This is a genomic window from Caballeronia sp. ATUFL_M2_KS44 (assembly GCF_023630965.1).
Lineage (GTDB): Bacteria > Pseudomonadota > Gammaproteobacteria > Burkholderiales > Burkholderiaceae > Caballeronia > Caballeronia concitans.
The window spans coordinates 131,319-149,994 of sequence record NZ_JALQEA010000062.1; the positions used below are offsets into that span (position 1 = coordinate 131,319).

Genomic DNA, 18,676 nt, shown 5'->3' on the forward strand with positions numbered 1-18,676 from the left:
CGTCAGGAAGCAAAGAAGTCACTTAAAACTCAAATCACGAGGCTATAAAAATGAAAGTCAAGGCATCTATCATCGCCATGGGTCTGGCAGCGCTCGCATCGGGTTCGGTGTTCGCAGCAGGTTTCTCGGTCGGCGAATCGGCCACGGTTTCGCAATACGGCGATTCGAACAAGGCGACCGTCGACCAGCAATCGTCGATTGGCGACCGCGTGAACGTGCTGCAGAACGCGAACGGCGCGAAGGCGACGGTCACGTCCAAGGACGGCGGCTACAACAGCACCGACATCACGCAGACCGGCGCTTCGCGTGGCGATTCCGGCCTCGTGGCCAACGTGACGCAAGACCGCGCAGTCGGCGAGCGCACGAGCATCACGCAGAACGGCAGCAGCTCGACGGCGAATGTCGCGCAGACGGCATCGACGGGCGACAACGACAGCGTCCGCCAGAACGGCACGAACAACTCGGCGAAGATCACGCAGACGAACGCGTCGGGCAACACGGTGAACATCGACCAGGGCCAGGGCAAGGGTTACGGCAAGCTCGACGGCGGCAGCGCCACCGTCACGCAGACGACGACCTTCGGCAACAACGTGCAGGTCTCGCAAGACGGCGACCACGGCATCGCCTTGGTCGAAACCACCGGCGGCGGTCTGAACAAGACCACCATCACGCAGACGGGCGGCGGCACCGATTCGTATGTCGGCCAGAACAACGAACTGGGCGACACCGTTTCGATCAAGCAGAACGGCTCGGAAATCGCGAAGGTGTTCTCGGCGAACGGCGGCGGCAACAAGACGAGCATAGATCAGAGCGGCGCGTACGCACCGAACTTCGCGCAAGTGAACCAGGGCAACGCCGTCAACGAAACGACGACCATCGTTCAGAGCGGCCCGCTGTACAACAAGACCTACGTGAACCAGTACAACGAGTCGAACGATCGCACGTCGGTGGTTCAGGTCGGCAGCACCAACGAAGCGATCGCGACGCAGCAAAGCGGCGGCCGCAACGTGCTGACCTCGCTGCAGGCAGGCTCGAACAACACCGCGAATCTGACGCAGCAAGCCGCGGTCGAATCGTCGCTGCTGTCGACGCAGCTCGGCGATCTGAACGTTGCGAACGCCACGCAATCGGGCAGCGACGAATCGCTTCTGCTGACGCAAGCCGGCTACGGCAACAACGCGACGGCATCGCAAGTCGGCGCGGGCAACAACGCGGTGATCACGCAGACGGGCCTGGGCAACGTGGGTTCGGTGACGCAAGCCGGCTACGGCAACTCGGCCATCCTGACGCAAAGCGGTTCGAAGAACACCGCTACGATCTCGCAGCGCTAAGCATCGGCGAGACGTCATCGATGTATTGACGGGCAGCGTGCGGCTTTCGGGCCGTATGCCGCCCGTTTTTTGTTTCGGCTGAATGTCTTTGCTTCGCGCGATGCGGCCGGTTCATCGTTTAAGATACCCCGCCTCGACAGACGACTCACCAACGCGGAGTGTGCTTCATGATTCAGCCGACCAACGTATTCAAGGATAACCTCGCCCAGATGCCTTCCATCGATGGCATCGAGCGTGTCGATCTCATCGACGGCGCGGGCGCGGTTGTCGCGAGCATCGAAAACAAGCCGGGAAAACAAGGCTCGCTCGCGGTGTATCACTATCTGAAGCAGGCCTTCGGCACGCTGGACGCGAAAGCCGCCGAGCATGGCCTCGCGGTGTTCGCCGAACATACCGCCGACGCGCGCAATCGTCCGGGCGCGCATCCGAATGTCGATCGCCTGCTGGATATCGTCGCGGGCGGCGAGGCATTGAAGATCGATGTGATCGCAGGCTGATCGTCGGCATGAAAAAAGGCGGCCCGAAAAAGGCCGCCTTTTTCATTGCATTGAAGCGCTTCACAGCAACTGCACGCGTTCGATCTTCTTCACGATCACGAGATAGCTGAACACGGTGATCAGCGCATTGACGCCGACGAACGCGAGCGCTCCGTTGAACGAACCGGTCGTCGCGACCAGATAGCCGATCACGATCGGCGTCACGATGCCCGCGATGTTGCCGAACATGTTGAAGATGGAGCCGGAGAGACCGATGGCTTCCTTCGGCGACGTATCCGCGACCACGGCCCAGCCCAATGCGCCGATGCCCTTGCCGAAGAACGCGAGCGACATCAGCGCGACCACGATCCAGTCCGTGTTCACATAGTTGCAGCCGATGATGCACGACGACAGCAGCATGCCGCCGACGATCGGCACCTTGCGCGCGACGGTCAGCGAATGTCCGCGCCGGATGAGCGAATCGGACAGCACGCCGCCCAGCACGCCGCCGGAAAAGCCGCAAATGGCCGGCAGCGACGCGACGAGTCCCGCTTGCAGAATCGTCATGTGACGCGCCTGCACCAGATAGATGGGGAACCACGTCAGGAAGAAGTACGTGAGCACGTTGATGCAGTACTGCGCGAGATACACGCCGAGCAGCATGCGGTTCGTGAGCAGTTGCCGCACGACGGGCCAGCCGACCGCGTTCGTGTTACCGGTATCGCCCGATGCACGCGCGCGCTGATGCCCGCGCACGAGGCCGCCGCCCTGCTCGATATAGTCGAGTTCGTTGCGGTTGACCTTCGGATGATCGGCGGGATTCTTCATCACCGAGAGCCAGATGACGGCGAGCATGAGGCCCGCGATGCCCATCACGATATACACGTGATGCCAGCCGAACGCATGCGTGAGCCACGCCATCAGCGGCGTGAACACGACAGCCGCGAAGTACTGCGCCGAATTGAAGATAGCCGATGCCGTGCCGCGTTCCTTCGTCGGGAACCAGCTCGCGACGACCTTCGCGTTGGCCGGAAACGCGGGCGCTTCGGCCGCGCCCATCATGAAGCGCAGCGCGAACAGCGCGCTCACCGCCGCCGCCGCGCTGCCGAGCACGCCGATCGTGCTTTGCAGCAGCGTGAACAGCGACCACAGGAAGATGCTCGACGCATACACGCGGCGCGCGCCGAAGCGGTCGAGCAGCCAGCCCGCCGGCACCTGAGAGAGCACATACGCCCAGCTGAAAGCCGAGAAGATGTAGCCCATGCGGATCGCGTCGAAACCGAACTCGGCGCGCATGGCCGCGCCCGTCACCGACAACGTGGCGCGGTCCGCGTAGTTGAACGTCGTGATCGCGAAGATCAGCAACAGAATGACGTATCGCACCTTCGTGCGCTTCATGACGTCGGCGGGATGGGCGGCGCGGCTCATCGACATGACTCCTCCTGTCTCTCTGGCTCTGATGCGCGAAGGGCCGCGCGAGCGGCCCCTTTCGATGCGGGCGCGTCTACCGGTCTGCGCGCCCGTCACGGTGCTCTTTGCGTCGTGCGTCGCTTATTGCGAGCCGAGCTTCTTGATGAGCGCGTCGAGCTGGCCCACTTCTTCTTCGGTCAGATCCGTGAGCGGCGCGCGCACCGGACCGGCGTCGTGGCCGACGAGCTTCGCGCCCGCCTTCACGATGCTCACCGCATAGCCCGCGCGGCGGTTGCGGATGGCGAGGTACGGCAGGAAGAACTCGTCGATCAGCTTGCCCGTGGTTTCGTGATCGTTCGCGGCGATCGCGCGGTAGAAGTCCATCGCCGTCTTCGGGATGAAGTTGAACACCGCCGACGAATACACCGGCACGCCCAGCGCCTTGTACGCCGCTGCGTAGACTTCCGCCGTCGGCAGGCCGCCGAGGTACGAGAAGCGGTCGCCGAGACGGCGGCGGATGGTCACCATCGCTTCGATTTCGCCGACGCCGTCCTTGAAGCCGATCAGGTTCGGGCAACGGTCCGCGAGGCGCTCCAGCATGTCCGCGTTGAGCTTGGAATTCGCGCGGTTGTAGATGATGACGCCCATGTTCGGCACCGCCTTGCAGACCTGTTCGGCGTGCGCGGCAATGCCTTCCTGCGATGCTTCGGTCAGGTAATGCGGCATCAGCAGAATGCCTTGCGCGCCGTTCTTCTCGGCTTCCTGCGCGAAAGCGATCGCCGTGCGCGTCGGGCCGCCCGCGCCCGCGAGAATCGGCACCTTGCCTCGGCACACTTCGGTCGCGGTGCGCACGATCTGCGAATATTCGGGTTGCGTCAGCGAAAAGAACTCGCCCGTGCCGCCCGCCACGAACAACGCCGACGCGCCGTAGGGCGCGAGCCATTCGAGGCGCTCGGCGTACGTATCGGCGCGGAAGTTGCCCTGTGCGTCGAAGTCGGTCACGGGGAACGAAAGCAGGCCTTCGGAAACGATTTGCTTGAGTTCTTGCGGTGTCGTCATGATTTGAGTGTCTCGGTGAAGAGCGTCCGGCGGATGCAACGCTTATAGGTCATCGTACAACATAGCCAGATGTCGGACAAGCGAATCTAGGACTTCTCTGGAAGATCGAGGGTAAATACCGAGCACAAGCCGGTCGCTATGTTGTAGGATGACATAACTCTCGAAGTCGGCTCTAACCGCGCCCAAGGATTGTCAGGAATGAATCAGCCCCCGCTTTATATTCGCGTGCATCCCGAGGACAACGTGGCGATCGTCGTGAACGACGGCGGCCTCGGCGAAGGCGCCGCTTTTTCCGATGGCCTCGTCCTGCGCGAGCGCGTGCCGCAAGGCCACAAGGTCGCGCTCACGGATCTCGCGGAAGGCGATGCGGTCATCCGCTACAACGTGGTCATCGGCTATGCGTTGAAGGCGCTGCCGAAGGGCAGCTGGATCAACGAGCACGTGCTGCGCATGCCGACGCCACCCGAACTGCACGATTTGCCGATCGCGACCATCAAGGCGCCGGACACGTCGCCGCTCGAAGGCTTCACGTTCGAGGGATATCGCAACGCGGACGGCACCGTCGGCACGCGCAACATCCTCGCGATCACGACGACCGTGCAATGCGTCGCGGACGTGGTGCAGCACGCGGTCGACCGCATCAAGGCGGAACTGCTGCCGCGTTACCCGAATGTCGACGACGTCGTGAGCCTCGGCCACACGTACGGCTGCGGCGTGGCCATCGACGCGCCCGACGCGATGGTGCCCATTCGCACCGTGCGCAACATCGCGCTGAATCCGAACTTCGGCGGCGAAGTGATGATGGTGAGCCTCGGCTGCGAGAAGCTGCAGCCCGAACGCCTGATGCCGCCCGGCACCATTCCGATCGCGGCGGCGGCCGTGGACGACACGATCGCGGATATCGGCGACATGGAAAGCGAGGACAACGGCGCGGCGGTCGTGTTGCAGGACGAAGGGCACGTCGGCTTCCAGTCGATGATCGATTCCATCATGCGCATGGCCGAAACGCATTTGAAGCGGCTGAACAATCGGCGCCGCGAGACGTGCCCGGCTTCGGATCTCGTCGTGGGCGTGCAGTGCGGCGGCAGCGATGCGTTCTCGGGTCTCACCGCGAATCCGGCCGTGGGCTTCGCGACCGATCTGCTCGTGCGCGCGGGCGCGACCGTCATGTTCTCGGAAGTCACCGAAGTGCGCGACGGCGTCGCGCAATTGACGGCGCGCGCCGCGAACGGCGAAGTGGCGGCGGCGATCATCCGCGAGATGCAGTGGTACGACGATTATCTGAAGCGCGGCGGCGCGGATCGCAGCGCGAACACCACGCCGGGCAACAAGAAGGGCGGGCTGTCGAACATCGTCGAGAAGGCGATGGGGTCCATCGTCAAGTCGGGCAGCTCGACCATTTCGGGCGTGCTGTCGCCGGGCGAGAAGGTCAAGCAGAAGGGCTTGATCTACGCGGCGACGCCCGCGAGCGACTTCATCTGCGGCACGCTGCAACTGGCCGCGGGCATCAATATTCACGTGTTCACGACGGGGCGCGGCACGCCGTACAGCCTCGCGGAAGTGCCGGTCATCAAGGTCGCGACGCGCTCGGACCTCGCGCGCCGCTGGCACGATCTGATGGACGTGAACGCGGGCACCATCGCGACCGGCGAAGCGACTATCGGCGACGTGGGCTGGGAACTGTTCCGCATGATGCTGGATGTCGCGAGCGGCAAGAAGCAGACGAAGGCCGAGGCGCTCAAGCTGCACAACGCGCTCGTGCTGTTCAATCCGGCGCCGGTGACCTGAAGCCATCCGTTTCTCTATGTCGATGCAAAAAGCCCCTTGTTTCAGGGGCTTTTTGCATTGCGTGTGCGTGTAAGCTACGCGTCTACACAAAATCGAGCGATACCCTCATGCCGAAAATAAACCCGACACGCCTGCTCAACGACCTCAAGACACTGCGCACTTTCGGCGCGACGGGACCGGGCGTGGTCCGGCTGTCGCTGACGCCGGTGGATATGGAAGCGCGCCGCTGGCTCGTCGAACGCATGAGCGATGCCGGGCTCGACGCGTCCATCGACGGCGTCGGCAACGTGTTCGGCCGCTCGCGCAACCCGGGTCCGGCGCTGCTCATCGGCTCTCACACGGACACGCAGCCCACGGGCGGCTGGCTCGATGGCGCATTGGGCGTGATGTTCGGCATCGAGATCGCGCGTGCGCTCGCCGAATGCGACGCGACGAAGCATCTCGCGGTGGACGTCGCATCGTGGATCGATGAAGAAGGCACGTTCGCGGGCTTTCTCGGCAGCCGCAGCTTCGTCGGCGATTCCGTCGACGATGCGATCCGTCACGCGCGCAATCGCGAAGGTCTCTTGCTCGCCGATGCGCTTCGTCACGCGGGCATCGCGGATGCGCCGCGCGTTCGCATCGACACGGCGCGGCACAAGGCGTATCTGGAGCCGCATATCGAGCAGGGCGGACGGCTCGAAGCGGGCGGCAAGTCGCTCGGCGTGGTGACGACCATCGTCGGCATACGGGAACTCACGCTGCGTTTCACCGGCCAGCGCAATCACGCGGGCACCACGCCGATGCACATTCGTCGCGATGCGGGCGCGGCGCTCGTGGCGTTCATCGCGCGCATGAACGATGCGTTCGCCTCGCTCGCCGATGCCGACACGGTGTGGACCGTGGGCCGCATCGATCTCGATCCGGGTTCGTTCAGCGTCGTGCCTGGCCGCGCGGACATGTCCCTGCAATTCCGCGATGCGAACGCCGCGCGCCTCGAAGCGATGGAACGCGCGCTCGCCATGCTCATCGACGAATTCAACGCGAAAGGCGGCGTGCGCGTGGAGATCATCGCGAGCGAGCCGCCGGAGCAGCCCGTCGTGATGGACCACGCGTTGCAGACGCATCTCGCCGATGCCGCCGAAGCGCTCGCGCCGGGTCAATGGGAGCGCATGCCGAGCGGCGCGTCGCACGATGCGCAGGTCATCGCGCATCATGTGCCCGCGTGCATGCTGTTCGTGCCGAGCATCGGCGGTGTGAGCCACGACTTCATCGAGGATACGGAAGAGGCGCATATCGTCCTCGGATGCGAAGTGGCGGCGCGCGCGGCGGCGAACATCCTGCATGCGTTGCATCGCGATTCCTGACCGCGCGTCATCAATGTCATGACGCGTGCGTCATTTCTTCCGCGAACGCGGCGTCCTACGATGCGAGGCGTCACGACACGGAGAAATGAAGCATGTACGCCATCACAGGAATCACCGGACAAGTCGGCGGCGCGCTCGCCGATGCATTGCTCGCAACAGGTCAACGCGTGCGCGCCGTCGTGCGCGATGCGAAGAAGGGCGAAGCGTGGACGGTGCGCGGCTGCGACGTCGCGCTCGCCGCGATGACCGATGCCGACGCGCTCGCGCAAGCCTTCGAAGGCGTGGAAGGCGTGTTCGTGCTGCTGCCGCCGCAATTCGATCCCGCGCCGGGCTTTCCGGAAGCGCGCGAAATGATCGATGCCATCGTCGCGGCCATCGCGCGTGCGAGGCCGCCCAAGATCGTGTGTCTGTCGACCATCGGCGCGCAGGCGGTCGAAGAGAATCTGCTGACGCAGCACACGCTGCTTCAGCATGCGCTCAGCGCGCAGCCGGTTTCCGTCGCGTTTCTGCGTCCCGGCTGGTTCATGGAGAACAGCGCGTGGGACGTGCAATCGGCGCGCGATGAAGGCGTCGTGCATTCGTTTCTGCAGCCGCTCGATCGCGCGATTCCGATGGTCGCGACCGAAGACATCGGCAAGATCGCGGCGAAGCTGCTTCAGGAGGAGTGGGAAGGCACGCGCATCGTCGAACTGGAAGGGCCGCGGCGCGTGAGCCCGAACGATATCGCCCGCGCGTTCTCAGCCGTGCTCGGCAGGCCCGTGCGCGCGCAGGCCGTGCCGCGCGAGCGCTGGCGTGCGCTCTTCGAGCAGCAAGGCATGCAGCATCCGATGCCGCGCATCCGCATGCTCGACGGCTTCAACGAAGGATGGATCGACTTCGAAGGGCGCGGCGCGGAGATCGCGAAGGGCGATACGCCGCTGGAATCGGTGATTCGTACGCTCGTGGGCTGACCCTCACTTGCCGCTCGTCTGCGCCACGTCCTCGTCGCGTTCCCAGCCGCCGCCGAGCGCGAGGAACAGGTTCACCTGATCCACCGCGACCTGCGCGTCCGCCGCCGCCACTTGCGCGGCGACGCTCGTGAGCGTGCGCGTCGCATCGAGATCGGCGATAAACGACTCGCGCCCCGCCGAATACAGCCGATGCGTCTCGTCCGCCGATTCCACCGCCGAGCGATACGCGGTGTGCAAGGTATCGGCGCGGGCCGTATCGGATGCATACGTCGCGAGACTGCTCTGCGTTTCACGCAGCGCGTTCAGCACGACGCCGTCGAAATGCGCGAGCGCGCCGCCCGATGCCGCTTCCGCCTGCCGCACGCGCGCGCGCTGCCCGTTGATCGGAAAGTTCCAGTTGATGAGCGGCCCGAACGCCCAGCGATTCGTCGCCCCGCCGAACAGATCTTCCGCGACGCCCACCGATCCCACCGACGCGCCGAAGCTCACCGACGGATAAAGCGCCGCCGTCGCCACGCCGATGCGCGCCGTCGATGCCGCCAACTGGCGCTCGGCCTGCCGCACGTCGGGCCGGCGCTTGAGCAGCGCGGCGCCGTCGCCGACGGGAATCGGCTGGCGCAGCTTCGGCAGCCGCTTGCAGGAAAGCGCGGCGGGCGGCAACGCGGACGGCGCGCGCGCGAGCAGCATCGCGAGCCGATACTGCGCCACGCGGCGGCGCGCGACGTATCGCGGGATATCGGCGGCGAGCGTCTCGGATTGCGTCACGCCGCGCGTCACCTCGGACTGATTGCCGCGTCCCGCGTTGCGCAGCCGCGTCGCGAGCCGCACGCGCTCGCGCTGCAGTTCGAGCGATTTCTGCGCGATGCCCAGCTCTTCCGCCGCCGAGCACGATTCGACATACGCGCGCACGACATCGGCCACGACGGTGATGCGGGCGAGATCGCCGGCGGCTTCGACGGCTTCGTCGTCGGCGACGGCGGCTTCGATGCCGCGCTTGAGCTTGCCGAAGAGATCGAATTCATACGCGACGCTCAGTTCGAGCGCGCCTTCGTTCACGACCGGCAGCTTCTCCGTCAACAAGTACTGTTCCGCCGATTCCTGCGCGCGCTGGAATGCAACCGAACTCTTGCTGGAAAAGCCGCCTTGCCGGTTGGCGAAGTCCACTTCGGCGCGCGAGCGGGCGAGGTTCGCCGCGGCCACGCGCAAGTCCGCGTTCGACACGAGCGCTTCGCTGACCAGTTCGTCGAGCGCGGGATCGTCGTAGAGACGCCACCACTTCGAGGGTGCCGTGCCTTGCGTGACGGGCGCGTCGGCGGCGCCTTCGATGGGCGCGTTCGCATACGGCGCGTTGACCGCCGCGCCTTCGGGCAGCTTGTAGTCGGGGCCCACGGTCATGCAGCCGCCGAGCGCGAGCATCGACGCAATCAGCGTCAGGCCGAGCCGTTGCGTTCTCATGCGTGCGATGCCTTTCATTGCGATGCGCCCGAAGCCGGCGTATTGCCCGGAACATGCGCCGGCACCGGCGATGCGGGCGCGGTCGCCGCTGCCGGCACGCCGTTCGCGGGCGCGCTGCGTCCGATCGACGGCCCGATGCCGCGCACCGACACCGTCGCGGTGCGGCCCGCGATCATGCGGAAATCGGCGGGAATTTCATCGAGCGTGACACGCACCGGAATGCGCTGCGCGAGCCGCACCCAGCTGAACGCGGGATTCACGTTCGGCAAAAGACTCGGGCTTTGTTGACGATCGCGGTCCTCGATCGCCGCGACGATGCTCTGTACGTGGCCGCGCAGAATGTTCGGCTCGCCCATCACCTTGATGTCCACCGGCTGGCCGATATCGATGCCATGCAGCTTCGTTTCCTCGAAGTAGCCATCGACGCGGAACGAATGCATGTCCACCACCGACAGCACCGCGCGCCCCGCCGCGACGAACTCGCCCGCACGCGGCGCGCGATCGTTCAGATAACCGTCGACCGGACTCAGGACTTCGGTGCGCTGCAGATTGAGGCGCGCGGTATCGATGGCGACTTGCGCATCGGCGAGCGCGGCGGTGGCCGTCTGCACGCGCGCCTGCGTCTCTTCCACCACTTCACGCGCGACGAGATTGCCGAGCGACCGGTTGCGCGCATCTTCGCGGCGCGCCTGATCGAGCGTCGCGCGGCGCTGTTGCGCGGTGGCTTCGGCATTGCGCAGCGCGAGCGTGTAGCGCGCCTGATCGATCACGAAGAGCACGTCGCCGCGCTTCACCTGCTGGTTGTCGGCGACCTTGACATCGGTGATGAGGCCAGACACGTCGGGCGCGACCTGGATGACATCGGCGCGCACGTGACCATCGCGGGTCCAGGGCGCGAACATGTAGTAATCGACCAGCTTCCACAGCACGACGGCTGCAATCGCGACGACGATGAGCGTGAGCAAGATCTGCCCGACGGAGAACCAGGTTTTTTTCACGTGATGAGCCGGTGCGAAACGATGACGACAAACCCCAGCACCAGAACATAGATGCCGAGATCGAAAACAGAGCGATGCCACACGAAGCGATAAAAGCCAATGCGCGCGAGCACCGTGCGGATCGCCAGATTCAGCAGATAGGCGATGAACATCAGCACGAGCACCGCGGGCACGAACACGCCGAGAATGTCGATTTCGCCGATCATGCGAAGCAGTCCAGTGACGAAAGTTGAGTGAATATCACGCCGGCTCCTCGCGAGGCGCGCCGCCGCGTGCATTCGGCTGCGTTTCCGTTGCGGGCGGATGCAGCGAAAGGCGCATGCCGACTAACGCATGCAGCGTGTCGCGCAACAGGCGCTCGCCCGGCAGCGCGGCTTGCGCATGCTTGCCGGCCTCTTCGATCGTGTGCGCCGCGACGCGCGCGACGGCGGCATCGATCGTATTCACGAGCGCGGGCGGCACCGGCTGACGATGCCGCCGAGCGATGCATTCCTCGAAATACGCGCGCACGCCGGCGAGCACGTCGTCGATGGAAGACTGCACGTCGAGCGTGAGCTTGCGTTGCGCGCGCCGCAGATCGAGCGCGTTCAGCGCGACGCGGAAATCGCGAAAACTCTCGATGGAAGGATGCTTGTGCGAATCCGTGCTCGCGTGACGCGGCAGCACCTGCATCAGACGGTCGAGCATGCGCGAGTACAGATTGCGCTGATCCGCGAGCGTCGCCGTCGATGCGCTCACCACGATGTCGCGCCACGCCGAGCGCGTGAGCCGCGCGACCGCGAGTTCGGAGCCGAAGGGCCGCGTCACGCGCGTCCACACGAACGCGAAGAGAAGACCGGCGAGTCCCGCGAGATTGCTGTTGAGAAAGACGAAGAAGTTGGCTTCGTAGGCGCTTTGAATGCTGATGAACGTCGCCGTGTTCACCGCGACGAGCATGGTGATGAGCGTGAAGCGCGGGCGCGGAATCAGAATGCCGATGGCGATGAACGGCACCGAGAAGATCACGACGAGCATCGCGAAGTCGTGCACGTAGGGCAGCACCGCGAACACGTAGAGTCCCGCGAGCGCCACGCTGATGAACGTTGCGCGGAAGAACGTGAACACTTGCGGCGCGGGTTCGTCGAGCGCGGCGAAGAAGCAGCACGAGACGGCGGCGAGCGCGACGCTGCTCGCGCCATCGGCCCAGCCGGATTCGATCCACAACACGCACGCGACGATGATCGCGCCCACCGCGACCGCCGTGGCGAACAGCATCATGCCGAGGTCGAAGAAACGCTCGGTGCCGCCGAGCCGCCAGTGACGGAAGCGCGGACGCCAGTCGTGCTCTTCGTGCAGGATCGCGGCGCGCAGCGTGCGGATGTCGCGCCACAGATCGACTACCTGAGACAGACGCCATAGCGCGCTCGAAAGCAGCGCGCCATCGACGCTCGCGAGCGCTTCAGCCGATGGCCGCATCGCCGCGATGCGCTCGCGCAAGGCATCGGGCTCGCGCTCGGATTCGGCGGGATCGTGCGCCTTGGGAACGGGCAGCGCGACCCACTTCGCGACATCGGAGAGCAGCGCCTGAAGGCCTTCGGGATGCGTGCCGCGCTTCTCGATCAGTTCGATGAGCGGATCGGCGAGCGACGAAATCAGCGGCAGGAAAATCTGCATGCGGCCTTGCAACGCACGCGCGCGGCGCACGATGTCGGGACGCGTGTGATCGTAGGTCAACTGGCTCAGCAGCATTTCGAGGCCGTTGACCGTCGTCGCCAGACGCTGACGCGCGGCCGAAACCTGCGCGCCCGCGAGCCGGCCGGACAGCGTTTCGCTCGCATAGAACGCGGCGTCGCGGAACCAGGCGTCGGTGCGCTCGACGAGCGTGGGCGCGAGACGGCTCGGGAAGAACACCGTCCCGACGATGCTCGCCACCACGATGCCGAGCGTGATTTCCTCGGTACGCGAGATCGCGAGATCGAACACGGCGGTGGGATTGGTGACCGCGGGCAGCGCGATCAGCGGCAGCGTGTAGCCCGCGAGCAGGAAGACGTAGCTGCGCGCGGTGCGGTCGAACATCGAGAGGAGGAGCAGCGTGCCCGTCCATAGCGCGACGAGCACGCTGAAGAAGAACGGCGATTCGACGAACGGCGGCACGATCAGCACCGCGCCCGACGCGCCGATCATCGTGCCGAGCGCGCGATACAGCGCTTTCGAACGCGTCGCCCCGACGAACGGATTCGAGACGATATAGACGGTGGCCATGGCCCAGTACGGGCGCGGCAGTTCGAGCGCAAGCGCGATATAAAGCGCGATCATCGCGGCTGCGAAGGTCCGCGTGGAGAACAGCCATTCGCGTGCCGACGGAAAGTTCATGGAGCGTTATGGTTGCGCTTGCCGCCCGGCGCATCGACCGATGCGTTGAACACGTCGAGCACGCGCAGTGTTGTTTCGAGATCTTCGCGGCTGACGTCCTTCAGGACGCGCGCACGCAGCGCGACGAGCCGCTCTTCCATGCGCGCGGTGACGGCGCGGCCTTCCTCGGTGAGCGTGATGGTCTTGGCGCGCTTGTCCTCGGGGTCTTCGTCGCGGCGCACGAGGCCGGCCGCGCAGAGTTGATCCAGCAGCCTGACGAGCGACGGCCCTTCGATTCCCACGCGCTCCGCGAGCGAGACCTGCCGCACCGCTTCGCCCAACCGGTTGGCAGCGAGCAGCGGCATGGCGCAGGCTTCCGACACGCCATACGACGCGAGCACGTCGTGACTCGTGCGGCGCCAGCGGCGCGCGGCGAGCACGAGCGCACTGCTGACGGAACGGCGCAAGAGATCGAGGGAAATCATGGGCCGGGATTATAGCGGCTATTCATTCGTTAGCGTCCTATTCAATTGGGGTTTTCGACAAGTGTTGCAATGTGTTGTGCGATCGCCGGCGCAGTTGAAAAAAAATGTCGTGATATCTTGCCGATTCGACCATCCCGCCGGGCCAGCCATGCCGATCAGCTACCTCAGGGGCCTGACCTCGCCGAGCCGCACCCATTCCGCCAATCGCCGCCTCGGCTGCGCGCTTGCGTTCGTCGCGGGCGCGGCCAACGCGGGCGGCTTCCTCGCGGTGGGGCAGTACACGTCGCACATGTCGGGGCTGGTGTCGTCGGTCGCGGATAACCTCGTGCTCGGTCAGGTGGCGCTCGTGTTCTCCGCGATCGGCGCGGTGCTCGCGTTTCTCTTCGGCGCGGCGACGTCGGCGCTGCTCATCAACTGGGGACGGCAGCGCGACGCGCAGAGCGTCTTCGCCACGCCGCTTCTGCTCGAAGCCTGCCTGCTGCTCGTGTTCGGGATGCTCGGCGCGAATCTGGAGACGCATCGCGTGTGGGACGTGCCGGCGACGGTCGCGCTGCTGTGCTTCGTGATGGGCCTGCAGAACGCGATGATCACGAAGATATCGAAGGCGGAGATCAGGACCACGCATGTGACGGGGCTCGTGACGGATATCGGCATCGAGCTGGGCAAGAGCCTTTACTGGAACCGTGGCGTGGCGCGTGGCGACGCGCGATATGTGCGCGCGAATCATGCGCGTCTCGGCCTGCTCGCTTCGCTGCTCGGCATGTTCGTCGCGGGCGGCTTTGCGGGCGCGGTCGGCTTCGCGCATCTCGGCTTCATGACGACGGTCCCGCTCGCGGTGATGCTGCTGCTGTTTTCATCGGTGCCCGTGGTGGATGACCTGTCGGCGGGGCGGCGGCGCGCGCGCAGATAACGTTCGCGCCATTGCCGCCATTGCCGCCATTGCGACGGCAGCAAGCGCAATGCCACTGGCGGATGCCTGGACGCGTCTCGTCCAATAGAATCCTTCTGCGTCGTTTATCACCTGCACCATGAAGGATTCAATCGATGAAGCTCAGTACGCTGAACCTGTTGGCGGCCGCCGTCCTTTCCGCATGCTCGATCCCGGTCTTTAGCCAGACACCCGTCCCGCCCCGCGACGACATCGAACATCTCGTCGATACGACGATCACGCCCCTGATGCAGCGCGACGGCATCGCGGGCATGGCGGTGGGAATCGTCGCGAATGGCGAGACACGCGTGTTCGGCTACGGGCTGGCGTCGAAGGAGACGGGCAAGCCCGTCACGCGCGATACGCTCTTCGAACTCGGCTCGGTCAGCAAGACCTTCACCGCGACGCTTGCCGAATACGCGCAACTGAACGGCCATCTTTCGCTGAGCGATCCGGTGAGCAAGCATCTGCCCGACCTGCGCGGCACGCCCTTCGGCGACGACGTGACGCTCGTCGAACTCGGCACGCACACGCCGGGCGGCTTGCCGCTGCAAGTGCCCGACGACATCCACGACGACGCGCAACTCATGCAGTACTTCAAGTCGTGGAAGCCGCGTTTTGCGCCGGGAACGTATCGCACGTACGCGAATCCGGGCATCGGCATGCTGGGGCTGATTACCGCGAAGAGCATGAAACAGGACTTCGACGCGCTCATGCAGCAGCGCCTCTTTCCCGCGCTGGGTCTGACGAACGCTTATATCCAGGTGCCGGCGGCGCGCATGAAGGACTACGCGCAGGGCTACACGAAAGACGGCGCGCCGATCCGCATGAAGCCGGGCGTGCTCTCGTCCGAAGCGTATGGCGTGAAGGCGAGCATTGCCGACATGACGCGCTTTCTGCAAGCGAACATGAACGATGCCGCGAACATCGACGCCACGCTGCAACGCGCGATCACCGCGACGCATACCGGCTACTTCCGCGCCGGAAAGATGACGCAGGACCTCATCTGGGAGCAATACGCGTATCCCGCGCGATTGCAGGATTTGCTCGACGGAAATTCATCGTCGATGGCGCTGGATGCGAAACCGGTCGAGCGCATCGATCCGCCTGAAGCGCCGCGCGGCGATGTGTGGATCAACAAGACCGGCTCGACGAACGGCTTCGGCACGTACGTCGCGTTCGTGCCGGGCAGGCATGTGGGCATCGTGATGCTGGCGAATAAAAACATCCCGAACGCGGAGCGCGTGAGCGCGGCGTATGCCATTCTCACGCCGCTGCTCGATGCGAAGCCCGTCCGTTAGCGCGCTTCGTCCTGATAGACGGCGAGCGCCGTCGTGCGCAATGCATCGATCATCACGCTCGCGGCGGGCGTGGGCAAGCCGTCCGCGCGCGTGACGATGCCGAAGTCGTCCATCTGGCAATCCATCGGCAACGGAAGCATCTGCGCGATGCCATGACGCGCGTAATAGAGCGCCACGTCCTCGGCCAGCACCGCGATCATGTCGCTCTGTTCGAGCAGGCGCGTGATGAAAAGAATCGCGGCCGTCTCGACCACGTTCGATGGCGGCGCGAGACTCGCGCGCTGAAACATCAATTCGAACCGATGCCGCAGCACGCTGCCCGCAGGCGGCACGAGCCACGCGCACGGCTGGACATCGGCGAGTGTGAGCGCAGGGCCTTCGAGCAGCGGATGCCCCGCGCGCACGACCGCGCGCACCGGCTCGCCGGCGAGCGGCTCGTAACGCAGCCGCAGCTTGTCATGCTCCGCCGACAGCCTGCCGATCACGACATCGAGCTTCGCTTGCGCGAGCCGTTCGAGCAGCACGTTGCTCGCGTCGATTTCAACCGATACGCGGATATCCGCGTGCGCGCGCTTCACGGCGGCGACCGCCGCGGGCAAGAGGCGCACGCCCGGCGACGTGATCGCGCCGACGGCCACGTGCCCGAGCCGCCCCGACTTCAGCGCGATCAACTCTTCCTGCGCCTGATCCAGACTGCCGAGCACGGCGCGCGCGTGACGAACCATCGCGTCGCCATAAAGCGTGGGACGCATGCCGCGCGGCTCGCGTTCGAACAGCGTCGCGCCGAGCGTGTCTTCGAGTTCACGCAAGAGCTTGGACGCGGCGGGCTGCGTCATATGAAGCACCGCCGCCGCGCGATGAATATTGCCTTCGTCCGCGAGCGCGACGACGAGCATCAGTTGCCGCGTCTTCAGCCGGTTGCGGATATACCAGGGACTCGAATTCAGCAACATCTAGCGGTTTTCTAGGGGTTTGCACGAATGCCGATTCGTGTATCGGAAACGTCGAACATTTCATTGGCAGATTATCACGCGGTCTCATAGACTTCGCCGGATCGACTTCAGAAAACGGACACCCTACATGTCGGCCTCGAAGCCCAAGCTGCGCTCACAACAATGGTTCGGCACCGCCGACAAGAACGGCTTCATGTATCGAAGCTGGATGAAGAATCAGGGCATCCCCGACCATGAGTTCGACGGCAGGCCGGTCATCGGCATCTGCAATACATGGTCCGAACTCACGCCGTGCAACGCGCACTTTCGCAAGATCGCGGAGCACGTGAAGCGCGGCGTGTACGAAGCCGGCGGCTTCCCGGTGGAATTCCCCGTGTTTTCCAATGGCGAATCGAATCTGCGCCCCACCGCGATGCTCACGCGCAATCTCGCGGCGATGGACGTGGAAGAAGCCATTCGCGGCAATCCGATCGACGCCGTCGTGCTGCTCACCGGCTGCGACAAGACGACGCCCGCGTTGCTGATGGGCGCGGCGAGCTGCGATGTGCCCGCTATCGTCGTGACCGGCGGACCGATGCTGAACGGCAAGCTCGACGGCAAGAACATCGGCTCGGGCACGGCGGTGTGGCAACTGCACGAATCGCTGAAGGCGGGCGAGATCGACCTGCATCAGTTTCTGTCGGCGGAAGGCGGCATGTCGCGCTCGGCGGGAACGTGCAACACGATGGGCACCGCATCGACCATGGCGTGCATGGCCGAAGCGCTCGGCACGTCGCTGCCGCATAACGCCGCGATTCCCGCCGTCGATGCGCGCCGCTACGTGCTCGCGCACATGTCGGGCATTCGCATCGTGGAAATGGCGCTCGAAGGGCTGACGCTCTCGAAGATCCTGACGCGCGAAGCCTTCGAGAACGCGATCCGCACCAACGCCGCGATCGGCGGCTCGACCAACGCGGTCATTCACCTGAAGGCGATCGCGGGGCGCATCGGCGTGCCGCTGGAACTGGAAGACTGGACGCGCATCGGCCGCGATACGCCGACCATCGTCGATCTGATGCCTTCGGGCCGCTTCCTGATGGAAGAGTTTTATTACGCGGGCGGTTTGCCGGCGGTGCTGCGGCGGCTCGGCGAAGCGAACCTGCTGCCGCATCCGGACGCGCTGACCGTCAACGGCAAGACGCTGTGGGAGAACGTGAAGACGGCGCCCAATACGAACGACGAAGTCATCCGGGAACTGAACAATCCCTTGATCGCCGATGGCGGCATCCGCGTGCTGCGCGGCAATCTCGCGCCGCGCGGCGCGGTGCTGAAGCCGTCGGCGGCGAGTCCCGAACTGCTGAAGCATCGCGGGCGCGCGGTCGTGTTCGAGAACCTCGAACACTATAAGGAGCGTATCGTCGATGAGTCGCTCGACGTCGACAAGGACTGCGTGCTCGTCATGAAGAATTGCGGGCCGAAGGGTTATCCGGGCATGGCCGAAGTCGGCAACATGGGCCTGCCGCCGAAGCTCTTGCGTCAGGGCGTGAAGGACATGGTCCGCATTTCCGATGCGCGCATGAGCGGCACCGCGTACGGCACGGTGGTGCTGCACGTCGCACCCGAAGCAGCGGCGGGCGGGCCGCTTGCCGCCGTGTGCGACGGCGACTGGATCGAACTCGATTGCGACGCCGGCACGCTGCACCTCGACATCAGCGAAGACGAGCTTGCGCGCCGCATGGCCGATCACGTGCCGCCCAAAGTGTGGGGCGATGGCGGCTATCAGCGTCTTTATGTCGATCACGTGTTGCAGGCGGACGAAGGCTGCGATCTGGACTTCCTCGTCGGCAAGCGCGGCGCGGAAGTGCCGCGTCATTCGCACTGATCCG

16 protein-coding genes are annotated in these 18,676 nt (G+C 65.0%); 8 read left to right on the forward strand and 8 right to left on the reverse strand.

What is annotated here, in order from left to right; translation table 11 throughout:
• Positions 1-50 precede the first annotated feature (50 nt).
• Together NCR39_RS26975 and NCR39_RS26980 are read left to right on the forward strand one after the other, a co-directional pair.
• Positions 51-1,331: a hypothetical protein gene (locus NCR39_RS26975; RefSeq protein ID WP_250455635.1), complete on the forward strand. Its 1,281-nt coding sequence runs from the start codon at positions 51-53 to the stop codon at positions 1,329-1,331.
• 167 nt (positions 1,332-1,498) lie between these two features.
• Positions 1,499-1,828 (forward strand): DUF2322 family protein, encoded by a 330-nt coding sequence (locus NCR39_RS26980; RefSeq protein WP_250455637.1) that lies wholly within the window; start codon positions 1,499-1,501, stop codon positions 1,826-1,828.
• Between the two features lie 60 nt (positions 1,829-1,888).
• Here NCR39_RS26980 and NCR39_RS26985 read toward each other — a convergent pair whose 3' ends face one another.
• Positions 1,889-3,241, reverse strand: a complete 1,353-nt coding sequence (locus NCR39_RS26985; RefSeq protein ID WP_250455639.1) for an MFS transporter — start codon at positions 3,239-3,241, stop codon at positions 1,889-1,891.
• 117 nt (positions 3,242-3,358) lie between these two features.
• Complete coding sequence (gene kdgD / locus NCR39_RS26990) at positions 3,359-4,276, reverse strand: 5-dehydro-4-deoxyglucarate dehydratase (protein WP_040052546.1); 918 nt, start codon at positions 4,274-4,276, stop codon at positions 3,359-3,361.
• A 198-nt stretch (positions 4,277-4,474) separates the two neighbouring features.
• Between kdgD and garD the strand changes: the two genes are divergently transcribed.
• The 3 genes from garD (at position 4,475) to NCR39_RS27005 (ending at position 8,360) form a co-directional block, all read left to right on the forward strand.
• Positions 4,475-6,064 carry a galactarate dehydratase gene (gene garD / locus NCR39_RS26995; protein WP_250455641.1) on the forward strand — a complete coding sequence of 530 codons (1,590 nt, stop codon included), beginning with the start codon at positions 4,475-4,477 and terminating at the stop codon, positions 6,062-6,064.
• Between the two features lie 107 nt (positions 6,065-6,171).
• Positions 6,172-7,410: a Zn-dependent hydrolase gene (locus NCR39_RS27000; protein WP_250455643.1), complete on the forward strand. Its 1,239-nt coding sequence runs from the start codon at positions 6,172-6,174 to the stop codon at positions 7,408-7,410.
• A 92-nt stretch (positions 7,411-7,502) separates the two neighbouring features.
• Positions 7,503-8,360, forward strand: a complete 858-nt coding sequence (locus NCR39_RS27005) for an NmrA family NAD(P)-binding protein (RefSeq protein WP_250455645.1) — start codon at positions 7,503-7,505, stop codon at positions 8,358-8,360.
• 3 nt (positions 8,361-8,363) lie between these two features.
• On the opposite strand, the gene NCR39_RS27010 is transcribed toward NCR39_RS27005, so the two are convergent.
• From NCR39_RS27010 to NCR39_RS27030, 5 genes are read right to left on the reverse strand one after another with little or no spacing between them, the layout of a single operon-like run.
• Positions 8,364-9,815: an efflux transporter outer membrane subunit gene (locus NCR39_RS27010; RefSeq protein ID WP_250455647.1), complete on the reverse strand. Its 1,452-nt coding sequence runs from the start codon at positions 9,813-9,815 to the stop codon at positions 8,364-8,366.
• A gap of 14 nt (positions 9,816-9,829) precedes the next feature.
• Entirely contained in the window at positions 9,830-10,813 is a 984-nt protein-coding gene (locus NCR39_RS27015; protein ID WP_250455649.1) for an efflux RND transporter periplasmic adaptor subunit, read from the reverse strand.
• Positions 10,810-11,019: a DUF1656 domain-containing protein gene (locus NCR39_RS27020; protein WP_040052540.1), complete on the reverse strand. Its 210-nt coding sequence runs from the start codon at positions 11,017-11,019 to the stop codon at positions 10,810-10,812. Before NCR39_RS27020 ends, NCR39_RS27015 begins: the two co-directional genes overlap by 4 nt.
• Positions 11,020-11,053: 34 nt before the next feature.
• Positions 11,054-13,165 carry an FUSC family protein gene (locus NCR39_RS27025; protein WP_250455651.1) on the reverse strand — a complete coding sequence of 704 codons (2,112 nt, stop codon included), beginning with the start codon at positions 13,163-13,165 and terminating at the stop codon, positions 11,054-11,056.
• Positions 13,162-13,629 (reverse strand): MarR family winged helix-turn-helix transcriptional regulator, encoded by a 468-nt coding sequence (locus tag NCR39_RS27030; RefSeq protein ID WP_250455653.1) that lies wholly within the window; start codon positions 13,627-13,629, stop codon positions 13,162-13,164. Before NCR39_RS27030 ends, NCR39_RS27025 begins: the two co-directional genes overlap by 4 nt.
• A 148-nt stretch (positions 13,630-13,777) precedes the next feature.
• Between NCR39_RS27030 and NCR39_RS27035 the strand changes: the two genes are divergently transcribed.
• A complete protein-coding gene (locus tag NCR39_RS27035; RefSeq protein WP_250455655.1) occupies positions 13,778-14,539 on the forward strand; it encodes a YoaK family protein in 762 nt (253 codons plus the stop codon).
• Between the two features lie 134 nt (positions 14,540-14,673).
• On the forward strand, positions 14,674-15,858 hold the full coding sequence (ampC, locus tag NCR39_RS27040; protein ID WP_250455657.1) for a class C beta-lactamase: 1,185 nt from the start codon (positions 14,674-14,676) through the stop codon (positions 15,856-15,858).
• Here ampC and NCR39_RS27045 read toward each other — a convergent pair.
• Positions 15,855-16,808: a LysR substrate-binding domain-containing protein gene (locus NCR39_RS27045; protein WP_250455906.1), complete on the reverse strand. Its 954-nt coding sequence runs from the start codon at positions 16,806-16,808 to the stop codon at positions 15,855-15,857. The two genes, ampC and NCR39_RS27045, sit on opposite strands and share 4 nt — an antisense overlap.
• Before the next feature lie 130 nt (positions 16,809-16,938).
• On the opposite strand from NCR39_RS27045, the gene NCR39_RS27050 reads away from it, so the two are divergent.
• Positions 16,939-18,672, forward strand: coding sequence for an IlvD/Edd family dehydratase (locus NCR39_RS27050; protein WP_250455659.1), 1,734 nt, complete (start codon positions 16,939-16,941; stop codon positions 18,670-18,672).
• Positions 18,673-18,676: the final 4 nt, after the last annotated feature.

Coding starts and splice junctions, on each gene's coding strand:
- NCR39_RS26975 (WP_250455635.1), top strand. CDS start 51: ATGAAAGTCAAGGCATCTATCATCGCCATGGGTCTGGCAGCGCTCGCA.
- NCR39_RS26980 (WP_250455637.1), top strand. CDS start 1,499: ATGATTCAGCCGACCAACGTATTCAAGGATAACCTCGCCCAGATGCCT.
- NCR39_RS26985 (WP_250455639.1), bottom strand. CDS start 3,241: ATGTCGATGAGCCGCGCCGCCCATCCCGCCGACGTCATGAAGCGCACG.
- kdgD (WP_040052546.1), bottom strand. CDS start 4,276: ATGACGACACCGCAAGAACTCAAGCAAATCGTTTCCGAAGGCCTGCTT.
- garD (WP_250455641.1), top strand. CDS start 4,475: ATGAATCAGCCCCCGCTTTATATTCGCGTGCATCCCGAGGACAACGTG.
- NCR39_RS27000 (WP_250455643.1), top strand. CDS start 6,172: ATGCCGAAAATAAACCCGACACGCCTGCTCAACGACCTCAAGACACTG.
- NCR39_RS27005 (WP_250455645.1), top strand. CDS start 7,503: ATGTACGCCATCACAGGAATCACCGGACAAGTCGGCGGCGCGCTCGCC.
- NCR39_RS27010 (WP_250455647.1), bottom strand. CDS start 9,815: ATGAGAACGCAACGGCTCGGCCTGACGCTGATTGCGTCGATGCTCGCG.
- NCR39_RS27020 (WP_040052540.1), bottom strand. CDS start 11,019: ATGATCGGCGAAATCGACATTCTCGGCGTGTTCGTGCCCGCGGTGCTC.
- NCR39_RS27025 (WP_250455651.1), bottom strand. CDS start 13,165: ATGAACTTTCCGTCGGCACGCGAATGGCTGTTCTCCACGCGGACCTTC.
- NCR39_RS27030 (WP_250455653.1), bottom strand. CDS start 13,629: ATGATTTCCCTCGATCTCTTGCGCCGTTCCGTCAGCAGTGCGCTCGTG.
- NCR39_RS27035 (WP_250455655.1), top strand. CDS start 13,778: ATGCCGATCAGCTACCTCAGGGGCCTGACCTCGCCGAGCCGCACCCAT.
- ampC (WP_250455657.1), top strand. CDS start 14,674: ATGAAGCTCAGTACGCTGAACCTGTTGGCGGCCGCCGTCCTTTCCGCA.
- NCR39_RS27050 (WP_250455659.1), top strand. CDS start 16,939: ATGTCGGCCTCGAAGCCCAAGCTGCGCTCACAACAATGGTTCGGCACC.